Consider the following 21,431-nt stretch of genomic DNA (forward strand, 5'->3'; position numbering starts at 1 on the left):
GATCGTTATTAGGTTTTACTTGAGTGCCTTGATTAGTATTCCCAGGTGCAGTTGTACCAGGTTCAGTCACAGCTGGATTGTTTTCTTCAGGTTTCGGAGACACTTCTCCAGGTTTAGTAGCTCCGTTAATCTCGTCATTACCTTGTCCTGGTGTTACTGTTGCATTAGGTTGACCAGTTTGTTCTTCATTAGCATTTGGCGTACCAGTCACAGCTGGGTCATTATTAGGTTTTACTTGAGTACCATCATTAGGTGTGTTCTCAGTATTACCTGTTTGACCACTTGGTTTTTGATTTCCAGTTTCACCAGTTGTTGCTGTAGTACCTTGGTTACTTGTAGGTTTAATTTGTGTACCTTGATCGTCTGCTGTGTTTGGCTTACCGGTAGGCGTAGAATCTCCAGACGGTTTTACTTGTCCAGCTTGTTCACCAGTAGTTACAGCAGGTTGGCCTTCTGTATTATGAGTACCAGCATCAGCTTGAGGTGTATCATGACCTTGGCTAGAAGCATCATTACCAGGTTGAGCTACTGAAGTACCTTGAGGTCCATTGGGTTGCGCGGCATCTTGACCCGTCGTTGACGTAGCTGGTTTACCACCATTTTGTTCCCCACTAGTACCAGCTGCAGTTACTGCATTATCTTGATTATGATTTTCACCACCAGCTTGTGGTGTATTCTCAGCACCAGGAGTACCAGCACCAGCTTGAGGTGCATTATTTTCTTGATCAGCCGGATGTGTAATTGCAGCATTTTGGTCACCAGCATGATTTTCATTTGGTGCATCTTGACCTGTAGCACCAGGTTGACTTGCTGTATTGTGCGTATCCGCGCCTGCTTGTGGTCCTTCTTGTCCTTGATCTGCTCTAGCAGGCTGTCCACCTGTGTCAACTGTACCAGTAGTTACTCTTTCGAATTCTTCAGCATGAGCTTGTGTTTGTCCGAAAAATAAGAATGATCCTACGATAATCGAAGCAGTGCCCACTGTGAATTTTCTAATTGCGTAATGATTTTTTCTAGTAGGGAAATCTTTTGAAAATTTACTAGATTTTTTCATAATGTAATCTCTCCTTTGAATGTAGTTGTCTCAGTTGCGTTTGAGATTTTTTAAACTAGATTGAAATAAATCTATCTAAGTTTGTATTAGATGTCAATATATTAACATATTTTTCTAACTTCAAACAACTATATAAAATAATTATTGAATATTTTTTCTGTTTTCAAAACAATCATCATACGTGTTAAAATTAAAATCGCTTAAATGAAAGAACTACAAAATTGATTGATTTTCAAGGGACATATCAATTTTAAAGAATACATTATTATTGACTTTGAAAATGATACATATTCACTTACAATAGAATTATAAACTTTTGAAGATGGAGACATATTTTAATGGAACAAATTACTTCTGCTCAAAATAGTAAAATAAAAAATGCGAATAAATTAAAAAAGAAACGTGAAAGAGATAAAACAGGTCTTGCTTTAATAGAGGGGATTCATCTCATAGAAGAAGCTTATCAAAGTCAAATTGAAGTAATACAATTGTTTATCGTTGATCCCGATAGAATGTCATCTTCAATAGTTGATTATGCGAAAGAAGTGTATCAAATTAATCTAAAAGTTGCTGAAGCACTTTCCGGAACTGTTACACCTCAAGGTTTCTTTGCCATTATAAAAAAACCAACTTATGATAAGACACAAGCCAAACAAGTGTTATTAATTGACCGTATTCAAGATCCTGGTAATCTAGGAACTTTAATTAGGACAGCTGATGCTGCTGGATTAGATTTGATAGTTATGGAGAAGGGGACGGCTGACCCTTTTCAAGATAAGGTGATACGTGCTAGTCAAGGAAGTATTTTTCATATACCAGTCATTTTTGATGACATCAATAATTATATTCATCAATTTAATGGTCCAGTGTATGGTACGGCACTTGAAAACGCAGTGAGCTTCAATGATGTTGAAGCGCAAGCCAATTTTGCGCTTGTATTAGGTAATGAAGGAGAGGGTGTCAACCCAGATTTACTAAAAGAAACAACGCAAAATCTTACTATTCCTATTTATGGCAAAGCTGAGAGTTTAAATGTAGCTATTGCTGGAAGTATCTTAATGTATCAGCTGAAAGGTTGACCTTTGATGTTATCATCGACTATAATAATGAATGAAATTTCAAAATTACTATCGCTTTAACATATTAATAATAACCTATAAAAAGACATAAATTATTTAGAAAGTTGAAAAGGGAGAATGATCGAGACTGAAAGTCATTCCAACTTGTAATAATTTTTTCATCTTTTTGGTAACTTAAAGAAATTTAAGTCGGAATAGTCATTCCGTTATCAATAGATTTACAAGTGTATGCGCATGCATAAATTTGGGTGGTACCACGGAAAGCTTTCGTCCCTTTTGAACAGGGGATGAAAGCTTTTTTGTTATTAACAAGTGGCGGTATTGATTTGTAAATAATTGAAGGGACTATATAAGGAGGAATTCAGTCATGACTCAAAATGATCTAATGTCTGAGTTGAAGCAACAAGCTTTAGTTGATATTAATGAAGCAAATGATGCGCAAGCGTTACAAGAAGTAAAGGTGAAATATTTAGGTAAAAAAGGTTCTGTTAGCGCCTTAATGAAAAATATGAAAGATTTACCTAATGAAGAAAAACCTGCGTATGGTCAAAAGGTAAATGAATTAAGACAAACTATTCAGAGTGAATTAGATGAAAGACAAAAGCTAATCAAAGAAGAGAAATTAAATCAACAGCTTTCTGAAGAAACAATTGATGTCACATTGCCAAGTCGTCATATTGAAATAGGATCAAAGCATCCTTTAACACGTACAGTTGAAGAGATTGAAGACTTGTTCTTAGGGTTAGGTTATGAAATTGTTGATGGTTATGAAGTTGAACAGGATTACTATAATTTTGAAGCTTTAAATTTACCTAAATCGCATCCAGCACGTGATATGCAAGATAGCTTTTATATCACAGAAGAAATTTTAATGCGTACACATACTTCACCAGTACAAGCACGTACTATGGAAAAACGTAAAGGACAAGGACCAGTCAAAATTATTTGTCCTGGTAAAGTTTATCGACGTGACTCAGATGATGCAACGCATAGCCACCAATTTACACAAATTGAAGGTTTAGTAGTTGATAAAAATATTAAAATGAGCGATTTAAAAGGGACTTTAGAGTTAGTTGCCAAAAAATTATTCGGTGCAGATCGTGAGATTCGTTTACGCCCAAGTTATTTCCCGTTTACTGAACCATCAGTTGAAGTAGATGTATCATGTTTCAAATGTAAAGGACAGGGTTGTAATGTTTGTAAACACACAGGTTGGATTGAAATTTTAGGAGCAGGGATGGTTCACCCAAATGTATTAGAAATGGCCGGATTCGATTCTAAGGAATATTCTGGCTTCGCATTTGGTATGGGACCAGATCGAATTGCAATGTTAAAGTATGGTATTGAAGATATTCGTCACTTTTATACCAATGATGTCCGTTTCTTAGATCAATTTAAAGCTGTAGAAGATAGAGGTGAACAATAATGTTAATTTCAAACGAATGGCTAAAAGATTATGTGAATGTTGACCAGTCAGTTCAAGCGTTAGCAGAGAGAATTACAAGAACTGGAATTGAAGTCGATGATATTATTGACTATACAAAAGATATAAAAAAATTAGTAGTTGGACATATCTTGTCGAAGACGCCACATCCCAATGCCGATAAATTAAATATTTGTCAAGTAGACTTAGGTGAAGAAGAACCAATTCAAATTGTTTGTGGTGCACCAAATGTAGATGAAGGGCAACATGTGATTGTTGCTAAAGTTGGTGGTCGTTTACCTGGTGGAGTTAAAATTAAACGTGCCAAATTACGTGGCGAACGCTCTGAAGGTATGATTTGCTCATTACAAGAAATAGGTATTTCAAGTCATGTCACTCCTAAAAATTATGAGTCAGGTATATATGTATTTCCAGAAGCAGTAAAACCTGGAACAGATGCGCTAGAAGCACTATATCTTAATGACCAAGTGATGGAATTTGATTTAACACCTAATCGTGCTGATGCATTAAGTATGATAGGTACTGCGTATGAAGTCGCAGCTTTATATCAAACTAAAATGAATAAACCTCAGTTAACAAGCAATGAAAGTCAAGAGTCTGCTAAAGATGAACTAACAATAGAAGTTAAAAACGAAGATAAAGTACCTTACTATAGTGCACGTGTTGTTCATGACGTGACTATTGGTCCTTCTCCAGTATGGATGCAGTTCCGATTAATTAAAGCGGGAATACGTCCAATTAATAATGTGGTAGATATTTCCAATTATGTACTTTTAGAATATGGCCAACCTCTACACATGTTTGATCAAGAGCAAATTGGTTCGCAATCTATTGAAGTTAGACAGGCTAAAAAAGATGAGACAATGAGAACTTTAGATGGTGAAGAACGTCGATTGTTAGATACTGACATTGTCATTACAAATGGGAAAGACCCTATAGCATTAGGAGGTGTTATGGGAGGAGATTTCTCTGAAGTCACTGAACAAACACGACATGTTGTAGTAGAAGGGGCTATCTTTGATCCTGTATCTATTCGACATACATCACGCCGTTTAAATTTAAGAAGCGAATCATCGAGTCGATTTGAAAAGGGGATTGCAACTGAATTCGTCGATGAAGCTGTAGACAGAGCTTGTTATTTACTTGAAACATATGCTTCAGCAACAGTTTTAAAAGATCGAATTTCATATGGAGATTTAGGATCATTTGTGACTCCAATAAAAATCACTGCTGACAAAGTTAACCGTACAATTGGTTTTAATTTAACTGATGAAGAAATCATTGATATTTTTGAGCAATTAGGATTTAAAACTGAAAATAAAAATGGTGACATTATCGTGAATGTTCCATCAAGACGTAAAGATATTTCTATTAAAGAAGATTTAATAGAAGAAGTAGCACGTATATATGGATACGATGACATACCATCAACGCTACCTGTATTTAAAGATGTTACAAGTGGAGAACTAACAGATCGACAGTTTAAAACGCGTACTGTTAAAGAAACACTTGAGGGCGCTGGGCTAGACCAAGCTATTACTTATTCATTGGTATCAAAAAATCATGCTACAGATTTTGCATTACAAAATCGTTCTACAATTGAATTACTTATGCCTATGAGTGAAGCACATTCCACATTACGTCAAAGTTTATTGCCGCATTTAATTGATGCAGTATCATACAATGTTGCTCGTAAAAATACAAATGTTAAGTTATATGAAATCGGACGTGTCTTCTTTGGTAACGGTGAAGGTGAGTTACCAGATGAAGTAGAATACTTGAGCGGTATATTAACTGGAGACTTTGTTAATAACAAATGGCAAGGCAAGAAAGAGCCCGTTGATTTCTATTTAACTAAGGGTATTGTTGAACGTGTTGCTGAAAAGCTTAATCTTCAATTCGATTTTAGAGCTGGTCAAATAGATGGGTTACATCCAGGAAGAACAGCAATTGTGTCACTTAATGGTAAAGATATTGGCTTCATAGGTGAGCTACACCCTACGTTGGCTGCTAACAATGATTTAAAGCGCACGTATGTATTTGAACTTAATTATGATGCAATGATGGAAGTTTCTGTAGGATATATTAATTATGAGCCTATACCTAGATTTCCAGGTGTAACACGTGATATTGCATTAGAAGTTAATCATGAAGTTACTTCATCTGAATTGTTATCCATTATTCATGAGAATGGTGAAGATATTTTAAATGATACACTCGTATTTGATGTATACGAGGGTGAACATTTAGAAAAAGGGAAAAAATCTATTGCAATTAGACTTAGTTATCTAGATACAGAAAACACACTTACCGATGAACGTGTAAATGCTGTGCATGATAAAATTTTAGAAGCACTTAAAAAGCATGGTGCTATTATTAGATAATTATCATAAAGGACTTACGCATTAGTAATAAATACTAGTGCGTAAGTCCTTTTATTTATTGTATTTTTGATTTATTAGATGAATTGCCTTATCTCTGTTTTTAAAATGTTTTTTTGAAATAGTATCAAGTTGTTGAATATCATATTTTTGAATGACTTTAGCGGCAATTAAATCTACTTTATTACTTGCGCCTTTTGGGATTTCCATATGTAGTTTTTTAGAGATGTGGTCCATGTGTTTAACAAATGCATAGCGAGAAATAATGCTTGCTGTCGCGATTGCTAGTGATTTAGACTCACCTTTTGTTTCAAATTTTGTTTTGTCAGGAAAAGGTAATGCTGATAATGCGTAATGTTGATAAACTTCTCGTTTTGCAAATTGATCAATAACAATATAATCCAGTTGATCTTGCTCAATTTTTTGAATCACATTTTTGATAGCCTCATTATGTAAGACAGCTTTCATTTTAACTTGAGACCATCCTAGACTTTGTCGTTCGTTATACTTAACATTATCTAATGTTAATAAAGAATGCGGGATAAAGGTAATGAGCTGTTCTGCAAGATCGACGATTTTAGTATCGTTTAGTTTTTTTGAATCATCTACACCAAGTTCTTTTAAGATTTTGATATGTGATTGGCTCACATAAGCTGCACACACAGTCAATGGACCAAAATAGTCGCCACTGCCTGCTTCATCGCTACCAATACAATGAAAATGATTATATTGAATACTAGTTGTATTTGATGATGTATGTTTGCCAGTTGTTGATTGCTTATCTGGTAGCAATTGACTCACTACTTGCTCAGCATTCTTACCTTGAAACATTACTTTGCCAGAACTATAGATATTGATAACAGTATTTTGATATCTCGTACGAGCTTTCATACCTTGAGGCAACTTCGTCGTCTCAAAAGTAGTTTGAGCCATCAATGATTGAATTTCTTTTGACGTGAGTTTGTATACTACATTTCCCATTAATTGAATCCTCTCTTTTTTGTACTCTTTTATATTTTATCAAATTTTAATATTGAAGATAGTCTTAAATGATATTGTTGAATATGTCATCTGTATTATCTTTTAATAACAGACGTTTACATTGGTATTTACACTCATGTATAATATTTGATGATAAGTAAAATTATGTAAAATACTACAATTTACAATTTAATAAATTGGAATTTGAATAATTGTTTAAGTTAAAATCATTTTAATCCAAGGTCAGGAGAAATTAGTATGGGTGAATTTAAAAATAGAATAAATGTTACGATTAATGATCAACATTTCACAATCATTGGCGAAGATAGCCCTGAACATATTCGTTATGTAGCACATCTTGTTGATGAAAAAATGCAAGAATTAGGTCAAAAATCAGCAGGTTTAGATACAACTCGAAAAGCGATTTTAACATCTGTGAATATTATGCATGAGAAAGTTATTTTAGAAGAAGAGAACAGACGATTACAGCAAGAAATAAATCAATTAAAACAAAGAGATGAATAAATGCTCATTGATATAGTTGTTCTTATTATTATTTGTTACTTTATAGTGATAGGGTTTCGTAGAGGTATTTGGTTATCGATATTGCACTTTGCTTCTTCAATTGTATCTTTATTTATTGCGTCACAATATTATCAATCTATTGCGCAACGTTTAGTTGTTTTTGTGCCATTTCCTAAAACAGTGGCGTTTGATATTGTCTATACTATACCTTATGATCATTTGCAATACAGATTTGAAAAAGTGATAGCATTTATTATAATATTTGGTATGTGTAAGCTTATTTTGTATCTAGTTGTTGTTACATTTGATAATATAATAACGTATAAAAAGATACATTTAGTAAGTCGGATATCGAGTGTCGTTTTGAGTATCATAGCGGTTTTTATATATTTACAAATTGGACTTTATTTATTATCGCTATATCCGCATTCATTTATACAGTACCAATTATCTCAATCGCTATTAAGTCGAGTTGTGATTGAACAAATTCCTTATTTATCACAATTTATTTTAAATTTATAAAGTAATGACATGAGGTCAGGACAAGTTCGAACGTTAATGTTATGTCCTGGTCTTCTTTTTATGGAGTGATATTGATGACAAAAAAAGATGTAATTCAATTATTAGAAAAAATAGCTATATATATGGAGCTAAAAGGAGAAAATACATTTAAAGTTTCAGCGTATAGAAAAGCTGCACAAAGTTTAGAGGTTGATGAGCGTACATTAGAAGAGATTGATGATGTAACAGAACTTAAAGGCATTGGAAAAGGCGTAGGAGAAGTTATTAATGAATTTAAAACAAAAGGTCAATCATCGACTCTTCAAGCACTTCAAGATGAAGTGCCTGAAGGGTTAGTGCCACTGTTGAAAATACAGGGATTAGGCAGTAAAAAAATAGCAAAACTATATCAAGAACTTCAAATTACTGATAAAGAAACACTTCAAAAAGCCTGTGAAGAAGGTAAAGTCAGTGCTTTAAACGGTTTTGCAAAAAAGACAGAGCAAAACATTTTAGAAGCAGTGAAGGCGATAGGTGCTAAAAAGGATCGTTATCCTATAGAGCTAATGAGAGGTCTCAACCAAGAAATTGTAAAATTTATTGAACAGCTAGAAGGAGTTAAACAATATTCAACTGCTGGTAGTTTTAGAAGATATAAGGAAATGAGTAAAGATTTAGATTTCATAATTAGTACATCAGAGCCTAAAAAAGTTCAACAACAATTACTCCGTATTCCGAATAAAGTCAAAGATGTTGCTGTTGGGGATACTAAAATTTCTCTGGAATTAGCTTATGATGATGAGACGATTGGTGTTGATTTTAGATTGATAGAACCTGCTGCTTTTTACCATACTTTACAACACTTCACCGGTTCGAAGGATCATAATATTAGAATAAGACAATTAGCAAAAGCACGTGACGAAAAGGTTAGTGAGTATGGTATCGAACAACAAGATGGTAAGCTATTACAATTACAAAGTGAAGAAGCGATCTATCATCATTTTGGTGTAGATTGGATTGCGCCTGCCATGCGTGAAGACGGTAGTGAGTTTGATAAAGATCTGAGTCAAATCATTCAATTAGGTGACATCAATGGAGATTTGCATATGCACACAACATATAGTGATGGTACCTTTTCGATTAAAGAAATGATTGAGGCAAATATTGCAAAAGGTTATGAATTTATGGTCATTACAGATCACTCACAAAGTTTAAAAGTAGCTCATGGATTACAAGTCGACCGTCTGCTAAGACAAAATGAAGAAATAAAGCAATTAAATGAAGAGTATAAGGAAATAGATATATATTCAGGAACAGAAATGGACATTCTACCTGATGGAACATTAGATTACGATGACGAAGTATTGGCACAGCTTGATTATGTTATCGCCGCTATTCATCAAAGCTTTAATCAATCTGAAGACGAAATCATGAAACGTTTGGAAACAGCATGTAGAAATCCATATGTGCGTCACATTGCTCATCCAACCGGCCGTATTATTGGACGTAGAAAAGGTTATAAAGCTAATATTGAAAAGTTAATGAATTTAGCCGAAGAAACAAATACAATTTTAGAGATTAACGCAAATCCACATCGTTTAGATTTAAATGCAGAAATCGTTCGTAAATATCCAAAGGTTAAGTTAACAATTAATACGGATGCTCATCATACAAATCATCTTGATTTCATGAAATATGGTGTTGCTACTGCACAAAAAGGATTTGTCAATAAAGAGAGGGTCATTAATACAATGACGAAGGAAGCCTTTCGCTCATTTGTTGAAACGAATAAATATAAGAAATAGAGGGATTGCATGAGACAAAAAACATTAGATGTCTTGGAATTTGAAAAGATTAAATCATTTGTGGCAGATGAAACTATAAGTGATCTAGGTCGTGAAAAAGTACAAGAGATGGCTCCCGCTAGTAATTTTGATACAGTAGAATTTCAAATGAATGAAACAGACGAAATTTCACAAATCTATAACAAGCATCGATTACCAAGTTTAAGTGGTCTAGCAAAAGTGTCTCCACTTGTTCATAGGGCCAGCATAGGAGGCGTTTTAAATGTGGCAGAATTAAACAGAATTAAACGCCTAGTTCAAGTGCAAAATCAATTTAAAACATTTTACAATCAAATGCTAGAAGAAGATGAAGAGGTTAAGTATCCTATACTGCATGATAAAATGAATCATCTACCGATACTTACAGATTTATTTAAAGAAATTAATGAAACATGTGATGCACACGATTTATTTGACCATGCAAGTTATACTTTACAAAGTATTAGAAGTGAAATTTCAAGAACAAACCAACGAATTCGTCAAAATTTAGATAGAATAGTGAAAAATCAAGGGAATCAAAAAAAACTATCTGATGCAATTGTAACAGTAAGAAATGATCGCAATGTTATTCCGGTGAAAGCTGAATATAGACAAGATTTCAATGGTATTGTTCATGATCAATCGGCATCAGGACAAACACTATATATTGAACCGAATTCTGTTGTAGAGATGAATAATCAAATCAGTCGTTTGCGTAATGATGAAGCAGTTGAACGTGAACGTATATTGACTGAATTGACGGGATTTGTTTCGGCGGAAGCTGACGCATTACTCATTGCTGAATCGGTTATGGGTCAAATTGATTTTTTAATTGCTAAAGCTCGTTATGCGCGCACTATAAAAGGGACAAAACCTACATTTAAAGAGGATCGAACTATATATTTACCTAATGCATTTCACCCTTTATTAGACAAAGATACTGTTGTAGCAAATACAATTGAATTTATTGACGATGTAGAAACAGTCATAATTACTGGACCAAACACGGGTGGTAAGACTGTTACTTTAAAAACACTAGGATTGATAATTGTCATGGCACAATCAGGATTGTTAATTCCTACACTGGATGGAAGTCAATTAAGTATCTTTGAAAATGTATATTGTGATATTGGAGATGAACAATCTATAGAACAATCATTATCAACATTTTCATCTCACATGAAAAATATAGTAGAAATATTACAAGATGCAGATCAAAATAGTCTCATTTTATTTGATGAACTAGGCGCAGGTACAGATCCAAGTGAAGGTGCGGCACTCGCAATGAGTATCTTAGATTATGTACGCCGTTTAGGGTCTTTAGTTATGGCAACAACACATTACCCTGAATTAAAAGCTTATAGTTATAATCGTGAAGGTGTCATGAATGCAAGTGTTGAATTTGACGTTGAAACACTGAGCCCGACTTATAAATTATTAATGGGTGTTCCAGGGAGATCTAATGCCTTTGATATATCGAAAAAACTTGGTCTAAGTCTCAACATCATTAATAAAGCTAAGACAATGATAGGGACAGACGAGCAAGAGATCAATGCCATGATTGAATCATTAGAACAAAATTCAAAACGTGTTGATCAACAACGTATAGAATTAGATCGACTTGTGAGGGAAGCACAGCAAACCCACGATGCTTTGTCTAAACAATACCAACAGTATCAAAATTATGAGAAATCATTGATGGATGAAGCTAAAGAAAAAGCTAATCAGCGTGTGAAATCTGCGACTAAAGAAGCGGACGAAATTCTTAAAGAACTTAGAAATCTAAGAGATCATAAGGGCGCTGAGGTAAAAGAACATGAATTAATTGATAAAAAGAAACAACTTGATGATCAATATGAGGTAAAATCAATTAAGCAACATGTTCAAAAGAAAAAGTATGATACGATTCATACTGGAGATGAAGTGAAAGTTCTATCTTACGGTCAAAAAGGTGAAGTGCTTGAACTTGTAGGTGACGAAGAAGCAGTTGTACAAATGGGAATCATTAAAATGAAATTACCTATTGAAGATTTAGAAAAAACGAAAAAGAAAAAAGAAAAACCTACAAAAATGGTAACAAGACAAAATAGACAAACTATTAAAACAGAACTAGATTTAAGAGGATATCGTTACGAAGAAGCTTTAAATGAATTAGATCAATATCTTGATCAGGCGGTTTTAAGCAATTACGAACAAGTATATATTATTCATGGTAAAGGTACGGGGGCACTTCAAAAAGGTGTTCAACAACATTTGAAAAAACATAAAAGCGTTAGACAATTTAGGGGAGGTATGCCTAGTGAAGGTGGATTTGGTGTCACTGTGGCAGAACTCAAGTAACCTTTAGATATGAGTAATGTGACTATATCTGAATAATTAAATGAACGATTTTATAGAACTCAGTATTAAAAATATTTAATAACAGTGCTTAACTTAAAGTATAAAGTTTAACGAAAGGACAAGGGCGCACATTACCATAATAACTAATGTGTTAAGTCGCTCTAAACTCGCTATGTTTGTTAAGAGCATCTATAATGCAAAGGTGATTAATCTCTGTTATAATTTGTTCATCATTGAAAATTAAGGAGGATTGGCATTATGGCAATCGTAAAAGTAACTGATTCTGATTTTGATAGCAAAATTGAATCTGGTGTTAAATTAGTTGATTTCTGGGCGACTTGGTGTGGACCTTGTAAAATGATTGCACCAGTTTTAGAAGAACTAGCAGGAGACTATGATGGTAAAGCTGACATCTTAAAATTAGATGTTGATGAAAACCCATCAACTGCAGCGAAATATGAAGTAATGAGTATCCCAACTTTAATTGTATTTAAAGATGGCGAACCAGTTGATAAAGTTGTAGGTTTCCAACCTAAAGAAAACTTAGCAGAAGTATTAGATAAACATCTATAAGATTAACATAAATAAAGACTGGGGCATTACATTGAGTAATTGCTCCAGCTTTATTTTGTTTTCATTAATTAATTTGATAATGGAAAGGAGGAGCCCTTTGGAGGAATATCAAAAGAAAATAAAAGAAAAATTAAACGTAGTCCCTTTAGAGCCGGGTTGTTACTTAATGAAAGATAGAAATGATCAGGTTATATATGTGGGGAAGGCAAAACGTTTAAGAAATCGTCTACGTTCTTATTTTACGGGCGCACATGATGCTAAAACAACCCGTTTAGTTGGAGAAATACGTAACTTTGAATTTATCGTGACATCAAGTGAGACAGAATCGCTACTGCTAGAGCTTAATCTTATAAAACAGTATCAACCCCGATATAATATTTTATTAAAAGATGATAAAAGTTATCCTTTTATTAAAATTACCAAAGAAAAGCACCCACGATTACTTGTTACTCGTACTGTAAAAAAGAATTCAGGTAAATACTTTGGTCCATATCCTAATGCGTATTCTGCACAAGAAACAAAGAAATTACTTGATCGTATCTATCCATTTAGAAAATGCGATAATATGCCAGATAAGCTGTGTCTTTATTACCATATTGGACAATGCATGGGACCGTGTGTCTATGATGTTGATTTAGAGAAGTATGCTCAAATGACAAAAGAAATTACGGACTTTCTAAATGGGGAAGATAAAACAATTTTGAATCATTTAGAAGACCGCATGAATAAAGCGAGTGAACAGTTAGATTTTGAACAAGCAAAAGAATATAGGGATATGATTCAACACATTCACAATTTAACTAAAAAACAAAAGATTATGTCTTCGGATAATACAATTAGAGATGTTTTTGGTTATAGTGTTTCTAAAGGCTGGATGTGTGTTCAAGTCTTCTTCGTTAGACAAGGTAATATGATAAAACGTGATGCTACAATGATACCAATACAACAAACAGAGGAAGAAGAATTTTATACTTTTATAGGTCAATTTTATAGTTTAAATCAGCATCTAATACCTAAAGAAGTTCATGTACCTAAAAATCTTGATAAGGATATCATTCAGTCGGTAGTAGATACTAAGATTGTTCAACCAGTACGAGGAGCTAAAAAAGACATGATTAATTTAGCGAATCACAATGCTGAAGTGCAACTCGATAATAAATTTGAATTAATTGCTAGAGATGAGTCAAGAACCATCAAAGCAATTGAAGAACTAGGAGAGCGTATGGGTATCCAAACACCAATAAGAATTGAAGCTTTTGATAATTCAAATATTCAAGGTGTTGATCCAGTTTCAGCAATGGTTACATTTGTAGATGGCAAACCTCATAAAAAAGATTATCGAAAATATAAGATTAAAACAGTGGAAGGACCTGATGATTATAAATCTATGAGAGAGGTCGTTCGTAGACGCTATACTCGTGTACTTAACGAGGGGCTACCTCTACCAGATTTAATAATAGTTGATGGTGGGAAAGGTCATATGAATGGTGTGATGGATGTACTCGAAAATGAACTTGGGCTAGATATACCAGTTGCTGGTTTACAAAAAAATGATAAACACCAAACATCTGAACTACTTTATGGAGCAAGTGCTGAAATAGTACCTTTAAAAAAGAATAGTCAAGCATTTTATCTATTACACCGCATACAAGATGAGGTTCATCGATTTGCAATTACATTCCACCGACAAACACGTCAAAAAACAGGTCTGAAATCTGTTCTTGATGACATTGATGGTATTGGAACTAAGAGAAAAACTTCATTATTACGTACGTTTGGATCGATTAAGAAAATGAAAGAAGCGTCTTTTGATGAATTAAGACAAGCAGGATTGCCTGAAAAGGTTGCTAAAAACCTTCAAAACGCGTTACAAAACAAATAATTATTAAAAAGTGGGCATGAGAATCATTCTCATGCCCAAAAATTGTGAAATTAATGTTACAATGTACGTATCAAAAGCTAATTTTTTTAAAGTTGTATGGAAGCGTTTTCTAAATGAGAAAAGTTATCACTTCATGTTAATTGTCACAACTAATAGATTTCCAAATCTTTAAACTTACTGCTCAATGACTGGCTTTTTACTTTTTTAAGTCCTACTTGTGTATAGGTCGATATTAATTGTAAAGACAAGTACTAAATAAAAAAGTAAATCAACGCTGGTCTTTTATGTAAAACTTTAGGGCATTTTGCATACAAGTTTCTAAGAATTAGCAATTTAAATTATAAGTTTCACAGGGGGGACTCTTTTTGGCTCAATCAAAGAATGAATTTTACCTTAGAAGATTACATTCGTTATTAGGGGTTATTCCGATAGGTGCATTTTTAATTGTGCACTTAATGGTAAACCATCAAGCAACGCAAGGTGCTGAAGCTTTTAATAGAGCGTCAGGATTTATGGAATCTTTACCATTCCTTATTGTGATGGAATTTATACTTATTTATATACCATTGTTATACCATGGTTTGTTCGGTTTACACATCGCTTTCACTGCTAAGGAGAACATCGGGCATTACTCATTATTTAGAAACTGGATGTTTTTCTTCCAACGTGTAAGTGGTATTTTAGCATTTATTTTTATTGCAATGCACTTATGGCAAACACGTTTGCAAAAAGCTTTTTATGGTAAATCTGTGGATTATAATCTAATGCATGAAACATTACAACATCCGTTATGGGCAATCTTTTACATTATTTGTGTCATTGCTGTTGTTTTCCATTTTGCTAATGGTTTATGGTCATTTTGTGTAACATGGGGCTTTTTACAATCTAAAAAATCTCAACGTGTTTTTACTTGGATTTCACTCATAGTATTTTTAGTGATTTCTTATATTGGTGTTGCAGCCGTTATTGCGTTTATATAAATATATGAATTTTCGTTTTGAAATAAGTGAGTATAGATAAATTTACTACTAAGAAATTATGAAACGTTAAAAATTAATTGTTTCGTAGTTAGTTTATATCTAAAAATTAAAAGTAGGGCTTGAGATTTAAATATTCAGGGGAGTGACATTTCTATGGCAGAGAAAAAAATTATTGTTGTCGGTGGAGGACTAGCCGGTCTGATGTCAACAATTAAAGCGGCAGAACAAGGTGCACATGTAGATTTATTTTCCATTGTACCGGTAAAGCGTTCGCACTCTGTTTGTGCACAAGGTGGCATAAATGGTGCTGTTAATACTAAAGGTGAGGGAGATTCACCGTGGATTCACTTTGATGATACTGTTTATGGCGGAGACTTCCTGGCTAATCAACCACCAGTCAAAGCAATGGCTGATGCTGCACCTAAAATCATCCATCTGTTAGATCGTATGGGGGTTATGTTTAACAGAACGAAAGAAGGCTTATTAGACTTTAGACGTTTTGGCGGTACACTACATCATAGAACAGCATTTGCTGGCGCAACGACAGGTCAACAGTTACTTTATGCACTAGATGAGCAGGTTCGCTCATTTGAGGTGGATGGTTTAGTAACTAAATACGAAGGATGGGAATTTCTAGGTATTGTTAAAGACGAAGAAGATGCTGCAAGAGGTATTGTCGCTCAAAATATGACAACATCAGAAATTCAATCATTCGGCTCAGATGCTGTCATCATGGCAACAGGTGGTCCTGGTATTATCTTTGGTAAAACGACTAACTCAATGATTAATACTGGTTCAGCGGCGTCCATCGTTTATCAGCAAGGTGCGATTTATGCAAATGGTGAATTCATTCAAATACATCCGACTGCGATTCCAGGTGATGACAAATTACGTCTTATGAGTGAATCAGCTCGTGGTGAAGGTGGCCGTATTTGGACGTATAAAGATGGTAAACCTTGGTACTTCTTAGAAGAAAAATATCCAGACTATGGTAACTTAGTTCCACGCGATATAGCGACACGTGAAATTTTCGATGTTTGTATTAACCAAAAGTTAGGCATCAATGGAGAAAACATGGTATACCTTGATTTATCTCATAAAGATCCACACGAATTAGATGTTAAATTAGGTGGTATTATTGAAATTTATGAAAAATTCACAGGTGATGATCCACGTAAAGTTCCAATGAAGATTTTCCCAGCAGTACATTATTCAATGGGTGGTTTATACGTAGATTATGATCAAATGACTAATATTAAAGGGTTATTTGCAGCTGGAGAATGCGATTTCTCACAACATGGTGGTAACCGTTTAGGCGCTAATTCTTTACTTTCAGCTATTTATGGAGGTACAGTAGCAGGTCCTAACGCTATCAAATATGTTGAAAATGTTGAAAAATCGTATACAGATCTAGATGACAGTATTTTCGAAGCTCGTGTTAAAGAAGAGAAAGAAAAATTTGATCATTTATTAAATATGCGTGGTACTGAAAATGCTTATAAACTTCACCGTGAATTAGGTGAAATTATGACAGCTAACGTAACTGTGGTTCGTGAAAATGAAAAGTTACTTGAAACAGATAAAAAAATTCAAGAACTTATGAAACGTTATGAAGATATTGATATGGAAGATACGCAAACATGGAGCAACCAAGCAGTATTCTTCACACGACAATTATGGAATATGTTGGTTCTTGCTCGTGTGATTACGATTGGTGCGTATAATCGTAACGAATCTAGAGGTGCACATTACAAACCTGAATTCCCAGAACGTAATGATGAAGAATGGTTAAAAACAACCATGGCTCGTTATAAAGGTAGAAGTGAAAAGCCAGAATTTACTTATGAGCCAGTAGATGTAAGTTTAATTCCACCTCGTAAGCGTGACTACACAAGTAAGTCTAAAGGAGGTAATAAATAATGGCTGATCAATCATTAAAAGAAACTCCAAAAACTCAAAGTAATCCACAAACTCAAGTACAAGGTCAAAATCAACAACCAAAACAAAAAACAGTAAAATTGATAATTAAACGTCAAGATAATAGCGAATCAAAACCTTATGAAGAATCATTTGAAATTCCTTATAAGGAAAATTTAAACGTAATCGCATGTTTGATGGAAATTAGACGAAATCCAGTCAACTCTAAAGGTGAAAAAACGACACCAGTCACATGGGATATGAACTGCCTCGAAGAAGTATGTGGCGCTTGTTCAATGGTAATCAACGGCCGTGCACGACAATCATGTTCAGCTATTGTTGATCAATTAGAACAACCTATTCGTCTTGAACCTATGAGTACTTTCCCTGTCATTCGAGATTTACAAGTTGATCGCTCAAGAATGTTCGATAACTTAAAACGAATGAAAGCATGGATTCCTATTGATGGAACATATGACTTAGGACCTGGACCACGTATGCCAGAGAAAAAACGTCAAACTGCATATGAGTTGTCTAAATGTATGACTTGTGGTGTATGTTTAGAAGTATGTCCAAATGTCACAAAAAACAATAAATTTGTTGGTGCACAAGCTATTTCTCAAGTACGTTTGTTCGATTTACATCCAACAGGTTCTATGACTAAAGATGAGCGTTTAGATGCATTGATGAGTGCAGGTGGACTGCAAGAATGTGGTAATTCTCAAAACTGTGTGAATGCATGTCCTAAAGGTATACCATTGACAACGTCAATTGCCGCAATGAATAGAGAAACCTCTTTCCATATGTTTAAATCATTCTTTGGTTCAGACCATCAAGTAGATTAATATAGCTTATAGTGACCAAGGCAACTTCGCCTTGGTCATTTTTTGCTGATTGTAGAATAAAGATAGGAATTTCACTTTACAAGAACTATAAACGTAAATATCTACAGTTATATGATACTGTGATACAATGTAAGGTAATTGTAAAAATAAGGGTGAAGAAGTATGAATAAACCTATTGGAGTCATTGATTCAGGTGTTGGTGGTCTTACTGTTGCTAAAGAAATTATGAGACAGTTACCAAATGAAACTATTTATTATTTAGGTGATATAGCACGTTGTCCATATGGTCCAAGACCAGGAGAAGAAGTTAAAAAATTCACAACGGAACTAGCTCAAAAATTGATGGGATTTGATATAAAAATGCTGGTTATTGCTTGCAATACTGCTACGGCAGTTGCGTTAGATTATTTATAAAACATATTACCTATTCCTGTCATTGGTGTTATCGAACCTGGAGCAAGAACTGCGATAATGACTACTAAAAATCAAAATGTATTAGTTTTAGGAACCGAAGGAACAATTAAATCAGAAGCGTATCGCACACATATAAAAAAGATAAATCCAAATGTGAATGTCTATAGTGTTGCATGCCCGGGCTTTGTTCCTCTAGTTGAACAAATGCGCTATAAAGACCCTACAATCACTAATATTGTGATTCATCAAACGTTGAAGCAATGGAGAAACAGTGATGCGGACACGGTTATTTTAGGATGTACACACTATCCGTTGTTATATCAGCCTATTTATGAATATTTTAGTGGTACTAAAACAGTTATCTCATCTGGCTTAGAAACAGCAAGAGAAGTAAGTGCATTACTCACGTTTAGCAATGAGCATGCCAGTTACACAGAACATCCCCAACATCGATTTTTTGCGACTGGTGACACCACACATATTAAAAATATTATTGATGAATGGTTAAATATGAAAGTTGAAGTCAAAAGAATAACTGTAAATGATTCATAGAAGGAGAGAATGATATGGAAGATATTGTTATTGCAACTAATAATCAAGGTAAGATAAACGATTTTAAAGCTATTTTAAAAAAACAACCTGTTATTGGAATTTCTGAGTTGATTGAAGATTTTGATGTAGAAGAAACAGGTGCCACATTTGAAGAAAACGCTAAGTTAAAATCCGAAGCGGCAGCACATGCATTAAATAAGCGTGTCATTGCAGATGATAGTGGACTTGAAGTGTTCGCATTAAATGGGGAACCAGGCGTATATTCAGCGCGCTATGCAGGATTAGGTAAGAATGATGAAGATAATATTGAAAAGTTGTTAACGAACTTAGAAGATGTTCAAGACCGTCGTGCTCAATTTGTTTGTGTGATTAGTATGAGTGCGCCTAATGAAAAAACAAAAACATTTAAAGGAACAGTTTCCGGAGTGATAACAACTGAACGACATGGAAAAAATGGTTTTGGTTATGATCCAATATTTTTCGTTCCAGAATTAAATAAAACGATGGCAGAAATTACAAATGATGAAAAGGGTAAAATCAGTCATCGTGGAAATGCTATTCTACTGTTAAAAGAATATTTAGAGGGTGAACAACATGTCTAAGTGGATTATTCTTAGTGATAATCACAAAGAAACAGGTATCTTATATCATATTTATGATCTACATAAAGATGCAGATAAATTTTTACATTTAGGGGATTCTGAATTTAGTTATAATGACACAGAACTTAGTTTGTATCAGCGTGTGAAAGGTAATTGTGATTTTTATCCAGAGTTTTTAGAAGAAGCAATCACTGAAGAAAACGGAGTCCGTGCCTTTTATACTCATGGTCATCTTTATCAAGTAAACCAAACACGAATGAAACTTGCTGAAAAGGCAAAAGAATTAGGATGTTTGTTTGCCTTCTATGGACATACACATGTGGCAAAATATGAGCAAATAGGTGGCATCCATGTAATTAATCCTGGTAGTATTTCTCAATCACGTAGTCAAATCGAAGAAACTTTTGCTGAGCTCGTATACAAGGATGATGAAAATACTATCATTTTGAATTTTAGAAATAGAGAAAATCAGGTCATCGAAACAGTTAAGATTGAATATTAGACAGTTAGGAATAATAAGAGCAAAACTTTTATATAAAGAATAAACCTGGGACATTAAAATGTTTCAGGTTTATTAATGATGTGGTCATCGATGGCTAAGTTAAACTTACGTGATGTTTACGCCTTATTAAGTTTGCTCTTTTGTAATATATAGTGGGTTTTAATCTCTGTTGAATTATATTATTGTATTTTACATAATAAAAAAGGAGCCTCATTCAATGAGACTCCTTTTTTTATAGCGTCCTGGGAGGGATTCGAACCCCCGACCGATGGCTTAGAAGGCCATTGCTCTATCCAGCTGAGCTACCAGGACATTTTCAACACAAGAATTATTATATCTAAATATATGTCTTTTAGCAATAGGTACCTAATAAAAATTATTTATATTTTTCACTATAATAGAGGTTTTTATACATAAATGTTAATTTGATATAAAATCCTATATGTTTATATCAATAAAATAGAGTGCAATACAGTTGTGCATGCCTAACTGTTGTAAAACCTAAGAAAATTAACAGTTAGGAACTCTTAATTATTTAGTATGAAAAATGCAACAAATTGAGTCAAATTAACTTTATAGTAAAGGTAACAAAACGATAGAGATAACGAATCGCAATCGTATCCAATCGTTTTGGAGTTATTAACTCATTTAGGAGTGTTAATAATGAAATTATTTAACGCTTTTAAAGACATCTTAGAAGCAGCCATCACTAACGATGGCACTCAATTAGGGGCAAGTATTGTTAACATCATAGAAAGTAGCGTTGATATGGTGAATCGATTTTTGGGAAATTAGTTCATCATCAACGATTTCGCATAATAATAAAATTTATTTAAAGGAGTTTTGAATAATGGAACAATTATTTGACGCAATTAGAAGTGTAGTAGATGCAGGAATCAACCAAGATTGGTCTCAATTAGCTTCAGGCATCGCTGGTATTGTTGAAAATGGTATTAGTGTTATTTCTAAATTATTAGGTCAATAATTTAAAAATTAAAACTTTAAAATTTAAATAATTAATTAGGGAGAGATAAAC

The 21,431-nt window shown here is 33.8% G+C and carries 18 protein-coding genes, 1 tRNA gene and 2 pseudogenes; 18 read left to right on the top strand and 3 right to left on the bottom strand.

Features of this window, described 5'->3' with window-relative positions:
* On the bottom strand, positions 1–1,054 hold a 1,054-nt coding region (locus HMPREF2663_RS02195; RefSeq protein ID WP_141762226.1), incomplete at its 3' end, for a YSIRK-type signal peptide-containing protein.
* Positions 1,055–1,392: 338 nt separating this feature from the next.
* On the opposite strand from HMPREF2663_RS02195, the gene HMPREF2663_RS02200 reads away from it, so the two are divergent.
* From HMPREF2663_RS02200 to pheT, 3 genes are all read left to right on the top strand, one after another.
* Complete coding sequence (locus tag HMPREF2663_RS02200; protein ID WP_002457423.1) at positions 1,393–2,133, top strand: TrmH family RNA methyltransferase; 741 nt, start codon at positions 1,393–1,395, stop codon at positions 2,131–2,133.
* Between the two features lie 367 nt (positions 2,134–2,500).
* On the top strand, positions 2,501–3,559 hold the full coding sequence (pheS, locus tag HMPREF2663_RS02205; RefSeq protein ID WP_002446204.1) for a phenylalanine--tRNA ligase subunit alpha: 1,059 nt from the start codon (positions 2,501–2,503) through the stop codon (positions 3,557–3,559).
* Positions 3,559–5,961: a phenylalanine--tRNA ligase subunit beta gene (gene pheT, locus HMPREF2663_RS02210; RefSeq protein ID WP_070845697.1), complete on the top strand. Its 2,403-nt coding sequence runs from the start codon at positions 3,559–3,561 to the stop codon at positions 5,959–5,961. The genes pheS and pheT overlap by 1 nt, the downstream gene beginning before the upstream one ends.
* A gap of 51 nt (positions 5,962–6,012) precedes the next feature.
* Here pheT and rnhC read toward each other — a convergent pair whose 3' ends face one another.
* Complete coding sequence (rnhC, locus tag HMPREF2663_RS02215) at positions 6,013–6,939, bottom strand: ribonuclease HIII (RefSeq protein ID WP_070592421.1); 927 nt, start codon at positions 6,937–6,939, stop codon at positions 6,013–6,015.
* A gap of 258 nt (positions 6,940–7,197) precedes the next feature.
* On the opposite strand from rnhC, the gene zapA reads away from it, so the two are divergent.
* From zapA to HMPREF2663_RS02275, 13 genes and pseudogenes are all read left to right on the top strand, one after another.
* On the top strand, positions 7,198–7,464 hold the full coding sequence (gene zapA, locus HMPREF2663_RS02220) for a cell division protein ZapA (RefSeq protein ID WP_001830081.1): 267 nt from the start codon (positions 7,198–7,200) through the stop codon (positions 7,462–7,464).
* Positions 7,465–7,986: a CvpA family protein gene (locus HMPREF2663_RS02225; protein ID WP_002490497.1), complete on the top strand. Its 522-nt coding sequence runs from the start codon at positions 7,465–7,467 to the stop codon at positions 7,984–7,986.
* Between the two features lie 74 nt (positions 7,987–8,060).
* Complete coding sequence (gene polX, locus HMPREF2663_RS02230; protein ID WP_002490489.1) at positions 8,061–9,770, top strand: DNA polymerase/3'-5' exonuclease PolX; 1,710 nt, start codon at positions 8,061–8,063, stop codon at positions 9,768–9,770.
* Between the two features lie 9 nt (positions 9,771–9,779).
* A complete protein-coding gene (locus HMPREF2663_RS02235) occupies positions 9,780–12,128 on the top strand; it encodes an endonuclease MutS2 (RefSeq protein ID WP_002475927.1) in 2,349 nt (782 codons plus the stop codon).
* Between the two features lie 258 nt (positions 12,129–12,386).
* Positions 12,387–12,701, top strand: a complete 315-nt coding sequence (trxA, locus tag HMPREF2663_RS02240; RefSeq protein WP_001830148.1) for a thioredoxin — start codon at positions 12,387–12,389, stop codon at positions 12,699–12,701.
* A 79-nt stretch (positions 12,702–12,780) separates the two neighbouring features.
* Positions 12,781–14,583, top strand: coding sequence for an excinuclease ABC subunit UvrC (uvrC, locus tag HMPREF2663_RS02245; protein ID WP_080009624.1), 1,803 nt, complete (start codon positions 12,781–12,783; stop codon positions 14,581–14,583).
* Between the two features lie 31 nt (positions 14,584–14,614).
* Positions 14,615–14,808, top strand: a pseudogene (locus HMPREF2663_RS12975) (hypothetical protein).
* A gap of 140 nt (positions 14,809–14,948) precedes the next feature.
* On the top strand, positions 14,949–15,563 hold the full coding sequence (locus HMPREF2663_RS02250; protein WP_002457415.1) for a succinate dehydrogenase cytochrome b558 subunit: 615 nt from the start codon (positions 14,949–14,951) through the stop codon (positions 15,561–15,563).
* A gap of 153 nt (positions 15,564–15,716) precedes the next feature.
* A complete protein-coding gene (sdhA, locus tag HMPREF2663_RS02255) occupies positions 15,717–17,483 on the top strand; it encodes a succinate dehydrogenase flavoprotein subunit (RefSeq protein ID WP_002446213.1) in 1,767 nt (588 codons plus the stop codon).
* Positions 17,483–18,325, top strand: a complete 843-nt coding sequence (gene sdhB / locus HMPREF2663_RS02260; protein ID WP_002446214.1) for a succinate dehydrogenase iron-sulfur subunit — start codon at positions 17,483–17,485, stop codon at positions 18,323–18,325. The genes sdhA and sdhB overlap by 1 nt, the downstream gene beginning before the upstream one ends.
* Before the next feature lie 162 nt (positions 18,326–18,487).
* Positions 18,488–19,291, top strand: a pseudogene (racE, locus tag HMPREF2663_RS02265) (glutamate racemase).
* Positions 19,292–19,305: 14 nt separating this feature from the next.
* Positions 19,306–19,893, top strand: a complete 588-nt coding sequence (locus HMPREF2663_RS02270) for an XTP/dITP diphosphatase (protein WP_070845698.1) — start codon at positions 19,306–19,308, stop codon at positions 19,891–19,893.
* Positions 19,886–20,395: a YfcE family phosphodiesterase gene (locus tag HMPREF2663_RS02275; protein WP_002475918.1), complete on the top strand. Its 510-nt coding sequence runs from the start codon at positions 19,886–19,888 to the stop codon at positions 20,393–20,395. The genes HMPREF2663_RS02270 and HMPREF2663_RS02275 overlap by 8 nt, the downstream gene beginning before the upstream one ends.
* A 238-nt stretch (positions 20,396–20,633) precedes the next feature.
* On the opposite strand, the gene HMPREF2663_RS02280 is transcribed toward HMPREF2663_RS02275, so the two are convergent.
* A tRNA-Arg gene (locus HMPREF2663_RS02280) sits at positions 20,634–20,707 on the bottom strand.
* Positions 20,708–21,058: 351 nt separating this feature from the next.
* Between HMPREF2663_RS02280 and HMPREF2663_RS02285 the strand changes: the two genes are divergently transcribed.
* Entirely contained in the window at positions 21,059–21,190 is a 132-nt protein-coding gene (locus HMPREF2663_RS02285) for a beta-class phenol-soluble modulin (RefSeq protein ID WP_001830076.1), read from the top strand.
* A gap of 55 nt (positions 21,191–21,245) precedes the next feature.
* Positions 21,246–21,380: a beta-class phenol-soluble modulin gene (locus HMPREF2663_RS02290; RefSeq protein ID WP_002446218.1), complete on the top strand. Its 135-nt coding sequence runs from the start codon at positions 21,246–21,248 to the stop codon at positions 21,378–21,380.
* Positions 21,381–21,431: the final 51 nt, after the last annotated feature.

It is taken from the genome of Staphylococcus sp. HMSC077D08 (genome assembly GCF_001837945.1).
Taxonomy (GTDB): Bacteria; Bacillota; Bacilli; order Staphylococcales; family Staphylococcaceae; genus Staphylococcus; species Staphylococcus epidermidis.